Below are 12,875 nucleotides of genomic sequence, written 5' to 3'. Positions count from 1 at the left end.
GACTTTTTCAAAGCGGCGAACAGCCCGCGCGCTTCGTAAGTGCTTTCAAACTCTTCTTGTTGCTTTCCGGATGTTTCCCGAGGTTGCTAAGGCGTTGCTGTGCAACGCTGCCTCGATGTCGCCCAGGCTGGGGCAGAGGGGGCGGTTGCTTCGAGCCGAAGTATCAGCTGAGCGTGAGGCCGCCATCGACGTGAATCACCTGGCCGGTGATGTGCCGCGCTTCGTCCGACAGCAGGAACGCCACCAGGGCGGCGATGTCGTCCGGTTCAGCGACATGGCCGAGCGGAGTCGCTTCGGCAGCGCGCGCCCATGCGGGCGCATTGTCGGCGCTTGGGCCGCGATCCTTGCGTGTGTAGCCAGGCGCGACGCAATTCACCGTCACGCCGTGCGGCGCCAGTTCGGCGGCGGCTGTTTTTGCAAGCGATTCGATCGCGGCCTTGGCTGCCGCCGTCGCGGCGAACGGCGCGTCCGCGTGGTAACGATGCGCGACGAACGAACTCACGGCGACCACACGTCCTCGCTTCGACGTTTCAAGGGCGGCTGTCGCCCGTTTCACGAGCGCTGCAAACGCGCAGGGCATCGCGGCGAACGATTCGGCGAGCGCGTCGGCGTCGAGCGCACCCAGCGTTTGGCGCTGCGCGTGCCCCGCGTTGGCGACGAGCTGATCGAGCGCGCCGAATGTGGCGAGCGTTTGGTGAACCGCATGTTCCGAAGCGCCGCGTTCAGCAAGATCGCCGTACACCGTGGCGCAGGACGCGCCATTCAATGCGCAGTCGGCCGCCACCGCGTCGAGGCGCTGGCGCGAGGCTGCATCCGCACCGCGCGCATGCAACATCAACGCGACGCGCGGGGCGGCGAGGCGTCGCGCCAGCGCGGCGCCGATGCCGGAGCCCGCACCGGTGATCAGCACGACGCGATCGAACGACGCCGTGTTCATGCGGCCGCGCGCTCCATTGCGCGTTCGACGAAGAGCGTCTGATCATGGAACGCTTCGAGCGACTTCCGGTGCGCGACGCTGACGATCGCCGCGCTCGGCAGACGTTCGTTGAGCACCCGGTAGATAACCGTTTCATTGTCGGGATCGAGTGCGCTGGTTGCTTCGTCGAGAAACAGGAAGTCGGGCTTTTGCAGCAGCACGCGCGCGGCGGCCAGACGCTGCTGTTCGCCCGGTGACAGCATGCGCTCCCAGTGTGCCGACTCGCGCAAGCGGTCCGCGAAGTCTGACAGATTGCAGACCACCAGCACTTCGCGACAGGCTTCGTCGGTGAACGCGCTTTCGTCCGACGGGTAGGTCAGTGCGGCCTTGAGCGTGCCGATCGGCAGATAGCTGCGTTGCGGCACGAACATCAGCTTCGCGCCGACGGGCGAATCGATCGAGCCTTCGCCGAACGGCCACAGACCGGCAAGCGTACGCATCAGGGTGCTCTTGCCGGCGCCGGACGGCCCGCGCACGAGCCAGCGCGATTTCGGCGCAATGCTGAACGATCCGACGTTCGACATCGGCGTGCCGTTGGGATGCTGCAGCCGCAGATCTTCGACGACGAGCGATTGCGTGTCGGTCATGCGGATATTGATGCCGCCATGGAAGGTGCCGCCCGAGACCGACTCGCGCAGATGCTGATCGCCCATCACGCGGTGGAATTCCCGCAGACGGTTGACCGTAGCGCGCCACTCAGCGAGCGAATCGTAATTGTTGATGAACCAGGAAAACGAATCGCTGACCGTGCCGAACGCACCCGTCACCTGCTGATAGACGCCGAGAGAAATGCTCTTCGAAAAGTATTTGGGGGCCGCCGCAATATACGGAAACACGATCGCCAACTGCGAATAGCTGATCACGACGATATTGAAGCGCCGCGTAAAGCGCATGACCAGACGCCAGTTGTCGCGGATGTGTCCGAACACGCCTTTGAGCGCCCGCTCTTCTGCCGGCTCGCCCTGATAGAGCGCGATCTGGTCGGCGTTCTCGCGGATGCGGATCAGCGAAAAACGGAAGTCTGCCTCGACTCGCTGTTGCTGATAGTTGATCGACACGAGCGGATGGTTGACCTTGTGGGTCACATACGAACCGGCGGCCGCGTAGATCAGCGCGGCCCACACCATGTAGCCCGGAATCGAGAACGCCGTGCCAAACAGATGGAACGCCAATGCGCCGGACAGATTCCACAGGATAACGATGAACGAGAACAGTGTGACGGTGGTCGACAGCAGGCCGAGCGCCAGGTTGAGCGTCGAACTCGCAAGCGCCTGCAGATCGACCGATACCCGCTGGTCGGGGTTGTCCGCAAGGCTGTCGCGCTCGATGCGGTAGTACGCGCGGTCGCCGAGCCAGTCGTGCAGGTATTGGCTTGTCAGCCACTGCCGCCAGCGGAATTCGAGCATCTGCCGGAAGTACGTGCGGTACGAACCGAGCAGAATCAGCGCCATGGCGATAACGGTGAACTGCAGCAGCGAATACTTGAAGACGGGAAAGTTGTATTGCTGGATCGCGTCGAAGAAGATGCGTTGCCAGTTGTTGAACCAGACATTCGCCGCGACCATCGTCATGTTCATCGCGACCACGAGCGCGAGCAGGCCGCGCGCGCGCCATCGGTCTTCAGACACCCAGTATGGCTTGATGAGGCCCCATGCGGTGATATCCGTATTCACGGAACTCGTCGGCTTTTCAGTCATAAGCGTCCTTTAGTGCTGAGTGCGCTATGCGCGGCCGTGGCCTGTAACGCATGGATGAGGCGGCGCGCGGTGCGCTCAGGGCCGGGATTGTCGTGGCCCTGGCTTAACCTGAACTTAAATCGTGTAATGGGGGCGCCGGCAACCCCGCCCGGGATGGCGCGGCGATGCCTGGCGTGCGCCCGTCAACGCGTGCCATTGTGCCAGACGCCGTCGCCAGCCATATTGAATCGACCTCGAACTGGCCGGTTTGCGGCTGTCGCGCCTTTTATGGTCTAATGACTTTTGACGAAACAGGGGTGCTTCGCAAGCGGGCCATATGGTGTCGATGCGGGTTGTCGATACGGCAGCGGCGAGGCTGAGAGAGACCCTTCGCACCCGATCCGGGTAATACCGGCGCGGGAAGTTTCCGGAAGTTTCCACATCTTCCATTTCCCCGCCGGGCGGCATCCGTTACTGGATGCGTGTTACGCCCGGCCGGCCTCGCCCGCCGGTTTCGTCCTTGGGTACGTGCGCTTTTTGCCGTACGGAAAGGATTCGATGACCGCTCATTCTTCAGTTTTTTGCGTCGTTTGCGTCACCTTTACTGGCATCGCCTTGAGCGCGCCGGGCGGGTCGCGATGAACGCTTCTGCTCGACAACCGGATTTCGCCGTGCTCGGCGGCGGCCTGTGCGGGCGTCTTGTCGCGTGGCGGCTGGCCGGCGCGGGACGTCGCGTCGCGCTGTACGAGCGCGGTGACGCGGCGGGCACGCAGGCGGCCGCATGGGTGGCCGCCGCGATGCTGGCGCCACTGGCCGAAGCAGCCAGTGCCGAACTGCTGATTACCGAACTCGGCGCCGCTTCGCTCGAGAAGTGGCCGCAAATGCTTGCGGAACTGCCGGAGCCGGTGTTCTTCCAGCGCAACGGGACGCTCGTCGTCTGGCATCACCGGGATCGTACCGAAGCGCCGCTGTTCGAGCGCCGCGTGCGCGCGAATGCGCCGGCGGCGCTGCTGGCCGGCGGTTTCGTGCCCCTGTCGGGTGCGCAGCTCGGCGCAACCGAGCCTGCGCTGGCCGGCCGCTTCCCGCAAGGCTGGCTGCTGCCGCACGAAGGCCAGCTCGATAACCGACAGGTGCTCGCCGCGCTCGCGGCCGGCCTCGCCGAGCGCGGCGTCGAAACGCACTGGAATACGCCGGTCGACGATCAGGCGCTCCCTGCTGCACGCGTGACGATCGATTGCCGGGGCCTGGGTGCAAGGCCGGTCTGGCCGACGCTGCGTGGCATTCGCGGCGAGGTTGCGCGGGTACACGCCCCGGGTATCGGGCTGACGCGGCCGGTGCGCCTGCTGCATCCGCGTTACCCGCTGTACATCGCGCCGAAGCAGAACGATCTGTACGTGATCGGTGCGACGGAAATCGAAGGTGAGGATATGTCGCCCGTCAGCGTGCGCTCGGCGCTCGAGTTGCTGAGCGCCGCGTTTTCGGTCCATCCGGGTTTCGGCGAGGCGCGGATTCTTGAACTGAATTCGCAGTGCCGGCCGACGCTGCCGGATCACCGTCCCGCGCTCGTCTGGGATGGCGCGAACATGTTGCGCGTGAACGGCCTGTACCGGCACGGCTACATGATCGCACCGGAAGTCGCCGACGAAGCCGTGCGGTTCGCCGACGCCTTGCTCGAAGGACGGATCGTGGACGCTGACGCCTTCGGGGAATGGCGGCGCGACGCGCGCTGGACCGACCTTTTTCATCAGGACACCCGGCCGGCGCTGGCCTGAGCGGAGCTGCGCTGCCATTGATCTAGCTGCATACGAACACCATGGATATTCACATCAACCAGAAGCCGTTGTCTCTGCCCGAGGGGGCCACGGTCGCCGACGCGCTCACCGCTTTCGGCGCACGTCCGCCGTTTGCCGTCGCGTTGAATGGCGATTTCGTCGCGCGGACGCAGCATGCGGCCCGCGCTTTAAAGCCGGGCGACCGGCTCGACGTCGTGCAACCCGTCGCCGGCGGCTGATTTGACAGTCCTGATTGGCCTGCCACTTCGCCGCGCTTGCCCGCCAGACGCAAGGATCCTGAAATGACTTCTTCCGCCACCGCCACCGTCACCACCACCGCTGCGGCGCCAGCCGACGCGCTCACGCTATACGGCGAAACTTTCGCGAGCCGCGTGCTGCTTGGCACGTCGCGCTATCCGTCGCTGCAATCGCTGTCCGATTCGATCGACGCGAGCCGTCCCGGCATGATTACCGTCGCGCTGCGCCGTCAGATGAACGAAGGCGGCGCGGAAGCCGGCTTCTTCGATCTGCTCAAACGGCACGGCGTGCCGTTGCTGCCGAATACGGCGGGCTGTCTGACCGTCGGTGAAGCTGTCACGACCGCGCACATGGCGCGCGAAGTGTTCGAAACCGACTGGATCAAGCTCGAGCTCATCGGGGACGACTACACGCTGCAGCCCGACCCGGTCGGCCTGATCGAGGCTGCCGCCCGGCTCGTGAAGGACGGCTTCAAGGTGCTGCCTTATTGCACGGAAGATCTCGTGATCGGCCGGCGTCTGCTGGATGCAGGTTGCGAAGCGCTGATGCCCTGGGGCGCGCCGATCGGCACCGGCAAGGGCGTCATCAACCCGTACGGTCTGCGCGTGCTGCGCGAGCGCCTGCCGGACGTGCCGCTGATCGTCGATGCAGGGCTTGGCGTGCCGTCGCATGCGTGCCAGGTGATGGAGTGGGGCTTCGACGGCGTGCTGCTGAACACGGCGGTGTCGCAGGCGACGCATCCGGAGACGATGGCCCGTGCGTTCGCGCTGGGCGTCGAGGCCGGGCGCAGCGCTTACCTTGCCGGCCCAATGGCCGAGCGTGAAACTGCCCACGCGAGCACGCCGGTTGTCGGCATGCCGTTCTGGCATCAGGATGGGAGCGCCGCATGACGCAAACCTTGCCGCCGACGGGGCGCGACCTTTTCTGGCCGCCCGCCGACGAACTCACCGAAGCGGCTGAGCGGATTCGCTCGCGCCTCGGCGACTGGCCGACCACACACGCGCCGTGGCGCATTTGCCTCACCGCGCCTGACGAACCGAATGGCGGCGACCTCATCATCGTCGCCGATCTACAGCACCATGGCGACCACGTCGCGAAATGGCTCGTGAAGGGCGCGGGCGTCATCGAGGCATCGGACGACAGCGCCACCTTGCATCTGGGCGGCGAACGCTACGCCCTCGCAGGGCATCTCGCCGAAGACTGGATCGCGGCGCTGGCCGCATTCCTCGACTGTGGATTCGATCCCCACGACGCCCTGACGCTCGCGATGGCCTGGCGCGACGGCGACGAAACCGCCCACCCCGACGCCTGGCCGACCGATCTGTCGCGCTTTCCGCGCGTCACCGGCTTGCCGGAAGCGCCGTCGCAGCCGTTTGCGCGCTGCCCGGACCGGCTCGGCCTGTATCCCGTGCTGCCGACGGCCGACTGGGTCGAGCGCGTGCTGGACTTCGGCGTGAAGACGGTCCAGTTGCGCCACAAGGCCGCGGATGCGGGCCTCACGGGCGAAATCGAACGATGCGTCGTCGCAGGCCGCAAGCACGATGCGCAGGTGTTCATCAACGATCACTGGCAGGCCGCACTCGACGCGGGCGCATACGGCGTCCACCTCGGTCAGGAGGACGTGCACACCGCCGACTTGCACCGGCTCGCGGCCACCGGCATGCGGCTTGGCCTGTCGACGCACGGCTACTTCGAGATGCTGACCGCGCTGCATTTCCGGCCGAGCTATATTGCATTGGGCGCCGTCTTCCCGACCACGACCAAGGTCATGCCGACCGCGCCGCAGGGTCTCGCACGGCTCGCCCGCTATGTGAAGCTGCTCGATGGCGTCGTGCCGCTGGTTGCGATCGGCGGTATCGACGGCCAGGTGTTGCCGCAGGTACTGGCGACCGGGGTCGGCTGCGCGGCCGTCGTGCGCGCCGTCACTGAGGCCGCCGATCCCGCGGCTGCGGTTTCTGCGCTGCAACGCGCGTTTCTGCAATAATAGGGGGATACCCTTAACAGGGACAGGGCACGTCACGGCAGCTTTTTCACGATGGCCCTATAATCCGGCCTTCGTGTTCAGTGTAAAAGGACTGTCAGCTTCGTGCCTTCCTCTTCCGAGAATCTCCTCGAGCTACGCGACGTCGACTTCGGTTATGGCGACCGGCTCGTCCTGTCCGGCCTGAACCTGCGCTTTCCGCGCGGCCAGGTGGTGGCGGTCATGGGCGGCTCGGGTTGCGGCAAGACCACGGTGCTGCGGCTGATCGGCGGCCTTGTGCGCGCCAACCGCGGCCAGGTGCTGTTCCACGGGCAGGACATCGGCGCGCAGACCCGCGATGGCCTGTACGCGCTACGCCGCAAGATGGGCATGCTGTTCCAGTTCGGCGCGTTGTTCACCGATATGTCGGTGTTCGAAAACGTCGCCTTCGCGCTGCGCGAACACACCGACCTCCCCGAAGAGTTGATCCGCGACCTGGTGTTGATGAAGCTCAACGCCGTCGGTTTGCGCGGGGCCCGCGATCTCGCGCCGTCCGAGATTTCAGGGGGCATGGCGCGCCGCGTGGCGCTCGCCCGCGCGATTGCGCTCGATCCCGAACTCATGATGTACGACGAGCCGTTCGCCGGCCTCGACCCGATTTCGCTGGGCATCACGGCCAACCTGATCCGCGCGCTGAACAGCGCGCTCGGTGCGACGTCGATTCTGGTGACGCACGACGTGCCCGAATCGTTCGCCATCGCCGACTACGTGTACTTCGTCGCCAACGGCGGCGTTCATGCCGAAGGCACGCCGGCTGAGTTGCGGGCGTCTACAGATCCGACCGTCCGTCAGTTCATCGACGGTGCCCCCGACGGCCCGTTCAAGTTCCACTATCCGAGCAAAACGCCACTGGCGGCAGACTTCGGCATCGGCGGAGGTCAGCCATGATCAGTACGATCGGACGCTCGGTCATCGACGGCCTCGTGCAGGCCGGTTATGCGTCGCGGATGTTCCTGCGGCTCGTGTTCGAGTTCTTTCCGCTGCTGCGCCGGCCACGGCTTGTCACGAAGCAGATCCACTTCGTGGGTAATTATTCGCTGGTCATCATTGCGGTGTCGGGCCTCTTCGTCGGCTTCGTGCTGGGGCTGCAGGGCTATTACACGCTGAACCGCTACGGCTCCGAACAGGCGCTGGGTCTGCTGGTCGCGCTGTCGCTGGTGCGTGAACTCGGGCCTGTGGTGACGGCGCTGCTGTTCGCCGGCCGCGCTGGCACGTCGCTGACCGCCGAAATCGGTCTGATGAAGGCGGGCGAGCAACTGACGGCAATGGAAATGATGGCCGTCGATCCGGTCAAGGTCGTGGTCGCGCCGCGCATGTGGGCCGGCATCATTGCGATGCCGATCCTTGCGGCGATTTTCAGCGCGGTCGGCGTGATCGGCGGGTATGTGGTGGGCGTGCTGATGATCGGTGTCGATTCTGGTGCGTTCTGGTCGCAGATGCAGGGCGGCGTCGATGTGTGGCGCGACGTCGGCAATGGCGTAATCAAAAGTATCGTGTTCGGTTTCGCGGTGACGTTCATCGCGCTCTTTCAGGGCTATGAAGCACGGCCCACTCCGGAAGGCGTTTCGCGCGCGACGACGAAAACGGTTGTGTACGCGTCGCTCGCCGTGCTCGGCCTCGATTTCCTGCTGACCGCGCTGATGTTCAGCTAAGACTGTGCGGGGTTGCATCCGCGAGACGGTGCGCGTTCTGCCGCGTCGCGCGGGTGGGTTGCCGCCGCAGCGGATTCTCTTTGGGATAACGATGAAAAAGACTGTTCTCGACTTCTGGGTCGGCCTGTTCGTGGTACTGGGCTTCGTGGCGCTGCTGTTTCTTGCGCTGAAGGCCGGTAACATGAGTTCGCTGTCGTTTCAGGCCACCTACCCGGTCAAGCTCAAATTCGACAATATCGGCGGATTGAAGCCGCGCGCGCCGGTGAAGAGCGCGGGCGTGACGGTGGGCCGCGTGGCGTCGATCGGCTTTGACACCAACACGTATCAGGCCCTCGTCACACTTGATCTCGACAGGCAATACCAGTTTCCGAAAGACACCTCCGCCAAGATCCTGACGTCGGGTCTGCTCGGCGAGCAGTACATCGGACTCGAGCCTGGCGGCGACAGCGAGATGCTGAAAGCGGGCGACACGATCTCGATGACGCAGTCGGCGATCGTCCTCGAAAACCTGATCGGGCAGTTTCTGTACAGCAAGGCGGCGGATTCGGGTGCCGCCAAATCGGGCGCGTCGGCGCCGGCAGCGGCGGTTCCGGCCGCCCCGGCCATAGCGGCACCGGCGTCGCCCGCCTCCGGCGCGGCAGGCCAATAAGGAGAACAAGAATGAAGACCATGCGCGTCCGTACAGCGGCGCTCGCGCTGACGGCGGCAACGCTCGCCGGCTGTGCGACTGTCCAGACTCCGGCAAAGGAAGACCCCTTCGAAGGCTTCAATCGCACCGTCTTCGTCTTCAACGACAAGGTCGACCAGTACGCGCTGAAGCCGGTGGCGAAGGGCTACGTCTTTGTTACGCCGCAGCCGGTGCGCGACAGCGTGACCAACTTCTTCTCGAACATCGGCGACGTCTACATTGCGGCGAACAACCTGCTGCAGCTGAAAATCACTGACGGCGTACAGGACATCATGCGGATCGTGATCAACACGGTTTTCGGTGTTGGCGGCCTGTTCGACGTCGCGACGCTCGCAAAACTGCCGAAGCACACCGCCGACCTAGGCCTTACGCTTGGCCACTACGGCGTGCCGCCGGGTCCGTACCTGGTGCTGCCGCTGTTTGGGCCAAGCACGGTGCGCGATGCGGTCGGCTCGGTCGGCAATTACTATGTCAACCCGCTGTCGTATATTCATCCGGACGGCCTGAGCTGGGCGCTGTATGGGCTGAATATCGTGAGCACGCGTGCGAACCTGCTCGGCGCAACCGACGTGCTGGAAAACGCCGCACTCGACAGGTACTCTTTCGTCCGCAACGCGTATCTGCAACGCCGCCGGTATCTGCTGTCGGAGGGTTCTTCGTCGGCGGGCTTGCCGGATGACGGCAGCGTGCCGCTGCCGAAGTACGAGGACGTCGACGAGGGCGCCGCTGTCCCTGCGGGCGGCAAGGCGGCGGCTGGCGCGTCGGCGCCCGGGGCGGCCTCTGCCGCTGGCGCGGCTACGCCGGCATCGGGCACGGAAGGGACAGAAGGTACGCAAGGGCAGGATCAGACGCAGGGCGGGCAGGAGACGCAGGTCCCGGCCGGTCAGATCGTGCCGCCGAAGCTCAATTTCCCGGCGCTCAAGCTGCGCTAGGCAATTTTGGTCAACGTCGGTAACACCTCGAAACGACTCTCGCAGTTTCCACATGGATCGCAGATGAACTCGCGTGATATCGTCGCCTCAAAAGGTTGTCGCAATTTTTAACGCAGGGCTCGATATGAAAAAATTCTTTCTCTTTCCGCTGTTCGCCGCGTTTTTTTCGTTCGGTAGCGCAGCATTTGCGCAAACTGTCGATACCAATTCGCCCGACGGCATGGTCAAAACCGTGACCGGCCAGGTGATCGATGCAATCCGCGCCGACAAATCGATCCAGTCCGGCGACATCAGCCAGATCACCAGGCTCGTCAACGAGAAGATCCTGCCGTACATGGACTTCCGCCGCACTACGCAGCTGGCGATGGGCCGCAACTGGCGTGCAGCCACGCCTGACCAGCAGACGCAGATTATCGAGCAGTTCAAGATGCTGCTGATCCGTACATATTCAGGTGCGCTCGCGCAGGTGCGGGACCAGCAGATCCAGTACAAGCCGTTCCGCGCGAACCCGGACGACACCGATGTCGTCGTGCGCTCGATCGTGATGAACAACGGCCAGCCGATCGAACTCGATTACCGCCTGTACAAAACGCCGCAAGGCTGGCGCGTGTACGACATCAACGTGCTTGGCGCATGGCTGATCCAGGCATATCAACAGCAGTTCAACGAGCAGATCCAGCAGCATGGCATCGACGGACTGGTCCAGTTCCTCACGCAACGAAACCAGCAGCTTGCTGCGAGCAAATCGTCGTGAATAGCGTCGTGAATCATGACGTCACGCGCGTCGTGAGCCGGTTCGAAACCGGCGCCACGTTGACCCACGCGAGCGCGAAAGCAGCGCTCGCGGCGGGTCTCGAACGTATCGCCGGCGGCGCGACCGGCGTCGACTGCGCGCCGCTCACGCAGTTCGATTCGTCTGCGCTAGCCGTGCTGCTCGCGTGGCAGCGCGCCGCGCACAAACGCGGCGCCCCGCTCGAAATCGTCAACCTGCCGGCTGGTCTTGCCAGCCTCGCGCTTGCCTACGGCGTCGATATCCTCCTGTCGGCGCGACATTGACGCTCCACGCGTCTTTCCTTTCCCTTCTGTAGGGCCAGGTCGGTCCGTCCGACTTTGTCCTATAATCAAACGTTTTTTGGGGCTTTCAACCGGCCCCAATTTCGTTTTTCTCCGCACTTTGCGCACCTATCCGGCACCGCGATCCAAAGCGGCGCACAGTCATGCCAGCCATAGAAATCCGTAACGTCAAGAAGCGCTACAAGGATCTGCAGGCGCTCAAGGGCGTCAGCCTCTCAGTCGAAGAAGGCGAGTTTTTCGGACTGCTCGGTCCGAACGGCGCAGGCAAGACGACGCTCATCAGCATCCTTGCCGGTCTCGCGCGCGCCGACGAAGGCTCGATCGCCGTGCGCGGCCACGACGTGGTCGACGATTTCCGCGACGCGCGTCGCGCGCTCGGCGTCGTTCCGCAGGAACTCGTGTTCGATCCGTTCTTCACCGTTCGCGAGACCCTGCGCATCCAGTCGGGCTATTACGGGCTGCGCAACAACGACGCGTGGATCGACGAAGTGATGGCCAATCTCGACCTCACCGAAAAGGCCGACGCCAACATGCGCGCGCTGTCGGGCGGGATGAAGCGTCGCGTGCTGGTCGCGCAGGCGCTGGTTCACCGGCCGCCAGTGATCGTGCTCGACGAGCCGACCGCGGGCGTCGATGTCGAGTTGCGTCAGACGCTGTGGAAATTCATTTCGCGTTTGAACCGCGAAGGCCACACGATCGTACTGACGACCCACTACCTGGAAGAAGCCGAGTCGCTGTGCGACCGCATTGCGATGTTGCGCCGTGGTGAAGTCGTCGCGCTCGAACGCACCAGCGCGTTGTTGCAGCGCTTTGCGGGCCTGCAGCTTTTCGTGCGCTTTGCCGGGGGAGCATTGCCGTCCGAGTTGCGCTCGCTTGAAGTCGATCCGCACAACATCCAGAGCCGTCAGCATCTGCTGCGTCTTGCGAGTTATGACGACGTCGAACGGATTCTCGCGCAGTGCCGCGCGGCGGGCTGTACATTCGAAGAAATCGAGGTTCGCAAGGCCGACCTCGAAGATGTGTTTGTCCAGGTGATGAACGGTCCGGAAGTGATCGAGGGGCTTGCATGAGCGGTTTTCGCACGCTGTTTTACAAGGAAATCCTGCGGTTCTGGAAGGTGTCGTTCCAGACCGTTCTTGCACCGGTGATCACCGCGCTGCTGTATCTGACCATCTTCGGCCACGCGTTGCGCGATCATGTGCAGGTCTATCCGGGCGTCGGGTACACGAGCTTCCTGATTCCGGGGCTCGTCATGATGAGCGTGTTGCAGAACGCGTTCGCGAACAGTTCGTCGTCGCTGATCCAGTCGAAAATCACCGGCAATCTGGTGTTCGTGCTGCTGCCGCCGCTGTCGCACTGGGAGATGTACGGTGCGTACGTGCTGGCTTCGGTGGTGCGCGGGCTCGCGGTCGGCTTCGGCGTGTTCATCGTGACGATCTGGTTCATCCCGGTCAGCTTCACCGCGCCGTTCTTCATCGTCGGGTTCGCGGTGCTGGGCTCGGCGATCCTCGGTACGCTGGGCTTGATCGCCGGCATCTGGGCCGAGAAGTTCGACCAGCTCGCCGCGTTCCAGAACTTCCTTATCATGCCGCTCACGTTCCTTTCGGGCGTGTTCTACTCGACGCATACGTTGCCGCCGGTGTGGCGCGAAGTGTCGCGGCTGAATCCTTTTTTCTACATGATCGACGGCTTTCGCTACGGCTTCTTCGGGATGTCGGATATCAATCCGCTCGTGAGCCTCGCGATTGTCGGCGGTTTCTTTGTGGTGCTGGCCGTGCTGGCGATGCGTATGCTCGCATCCGGCTACAAGCTGCGCCACTGACGAGG

At 64.1% G+C, this 12,875-nt stretch carries 14 protein-coding genes and 1 riboswitch; of the genes, 12 read left to right on the top strand and 2 right to left on the bottom strand.

The genetic code is table 11. The features are described 5' to 3' along the window. Positions 1-163 precede the first annotated feature (163 nt). Both B0G77_RS05220 and B0G77_RS05215 read right to left on the bottom strand, forming a co-directional pair. The gene (locus tag B0G77_RS05220) at positions 164-937 is read right to left on the bottom strand and encodes an SDR family oxidoreductase (RefSeq protein WP_133661166.1); all 774 of its coding nucleotides are present in this window, start codon (positions 935-937) and stop codon (positions 164-166) included. Beyond that, a complete protein-coding gene (locus B0G77_RS05215; protein WP_133661165.1) occupies positions 934-2,673 on the bottom strand; it encodes an ABC transporter ATP-binding protein/permease in 1,740 nt (579 codons plus the stop codon). The genes B0G77_RS05220 and B0G77_RS05215 overlap by 4 nt, the downstream gene beginning before the upstream one ends. Before the next feature lie 282 nt (positions 2,674-2,955). Beyond that, positions 2,956-3,092: riboswitch (TPP riboswitch) on the top strand. A 198-nt stretch (positions 3,093-3,290) separates the two neighbouring features. Here B0G77_RS05215 and B0G77_RS05210 point away from each other — a divergent pair. The 12 genes from B0G77_RS05210 to B0G77_RS05155 all read left to right on the top strand — a co-directional run bounded on the left by B0G77_RS05210 (position 3,291) and on the right by B0G77_RS05155 (position 12,870). Next, positions 3,291-4,424, top strand: coding sequence for an FAD-dependent oxidoreductase (locus tag B0G77_RS05210; protein WP_133661164.1), 1,134 nt, complete (start codon positions 3,291-3,293; stop codon positions 4,422-4,424). 41 nt (positions 4,425-4,465) lie between these two features. Continuing rightward, positions 4,466-4,663, top strand: coding sequence for a sulfur carrier protein ThiS (thiS, locus tag B0G77_RS05205; RefSeq protein WP_133661163.1), 198 nt, complete (start codon positions 4,466-4,468; stop codon positions 4,661-4,663). A gap of 63 nt (positions 4,664-4,726) precedes the next feature. Next, positions 4,727-5,572 (top strand): thiazole synthase, encoded by an 846-nt coding sequence (locus B0G77_RS05200; protein WP_133661162.1) that lies wholly within the window; start codon positions 4,727-4,729, stop codon positions 5,570-5,572. Continuing rightward, positions 5,569-6,666, top strand: coding sequence for a thiamine phosphate synthase (gene thiE, locus B0G77_RS05195; RefSeq protein ID WP_133661161.1), 1,098 nt, complete (start codon positions 5,569-5,571; stop codon positions 6,664-6,666). Before B0G77_RS05200 ends, thiE begins: the two co-directional genes overlap by 4 nt. A 102-nt stretch (positions 6,667-6,768) precedes the next feature. After that, a complete protein-coding gene (locus B0G77_RS05190; protein ID WP_133661160.1) occupies positions 6,769-7,590 on the top strand; it encodes an ABC transporter ATP-binding protein in 822 nt (273 codons plus the stop codon). Then, on the top strand, positions 7,587-8,354 hold the full coding sequence (gene mlaE / locus B0G77_RS05185) for a lipid asymmetry maintenance ABC transporter permease subunit MlaE (protein ID WP_133661159.1): 768 nt from the start codon (positions 7,587-7,589) through the stop codon (positions 8,352-8,354). The genes B0G77_RS05190 and mlaE overlap by 4 nt, the downstream gene beginning before the upstream one ends. 91 nt (positions 8,355-8,445) lie before the next feature. Further along, on the top strand, positions 8,446-9,003 hold the full coding sequence (gene mlaD / locus B0G77_RS05180) for an outer membrane lipid asymmetry maintenance protein MlaD (protein ID WP_133661158.1): 558 nt from the start codon (positions 8,446-8,448) through the stop codon (positions 9,001-9,003). Between the two features lie 11 nt (positions 9,004-9,014). Further along, positions 9,015-9,974, top strand: a complete 960-nt coding sequence (locus B0G77_RS05175) for a VacJ family lipoprotein (protein ID WP_133661157.1) — start codon at positions 9,015-9,017, stop codon at positions 9,972-9,974. Positions 9,975-10,098: 124 nt separating this feature from the next. Continuing rightward, a complete protein-coding gene (locus tag B0G77_RS05170; RefSeq protein WP_133661156.1) occupies positions 10,099-10,728 on the top strand; it encodes an ABC transporter substrate-binding protein in 630 nt (209 codons plus the stop codon). A gap of 8 nt (positions 10,729-10,736) precedes the next feature. Further along, entirely contained in the window at positions 10,737-11,030 is a 294-nt protein-coding gene (locus tag B0G77_RS05165; protein ID WP_133664041.1) for an STAS domain-containing protein, read from the top strand. Between the two features lie 161 nt (positions 11,031-11,191). Further along, positions 11,192-12,118, top strand: coding sequence for an ABC transporter ATP-binding protein (locus tag B0G77_RS05160; RefSeq protein WP_133661155.1), 927 nt, complete (start codon positions 11,192-11,194; stop codon positions 12,116-12,118). Further along, positions 12,115-12,870: an ABC transporter permease gene (locus B0G77_RS05155; RefSeq protein WP_133661154.1), complete on the top strand. Its 756-nt coding sequence runs from the start codon at positions 12,115-12,117 to the stop codon at positions 12,868-12,870. Before B0G77_RS05160 ends, B0G77_RS05155 begins: the two co-directional genes overlap by 4 nt. Positions 12,871-12,875: the final 5 nt, after the last annotated feature.

The sequence above is a fragment of the Paraburkholderia sp. BL10I2N1 genome, from assembly GCF_004361815.1.
Classification (GTDB): Bacteria; Pseudomonadota; Gammaproteobacteria; order Burkholderiales; family Burkholderiaceae; genus Paraburkholderia.
The sequence above is the reverse complement of the archived record's forward strand: the minus strand, read 5'-3'. Positions and strand labels throughout refer to the sequence as shown.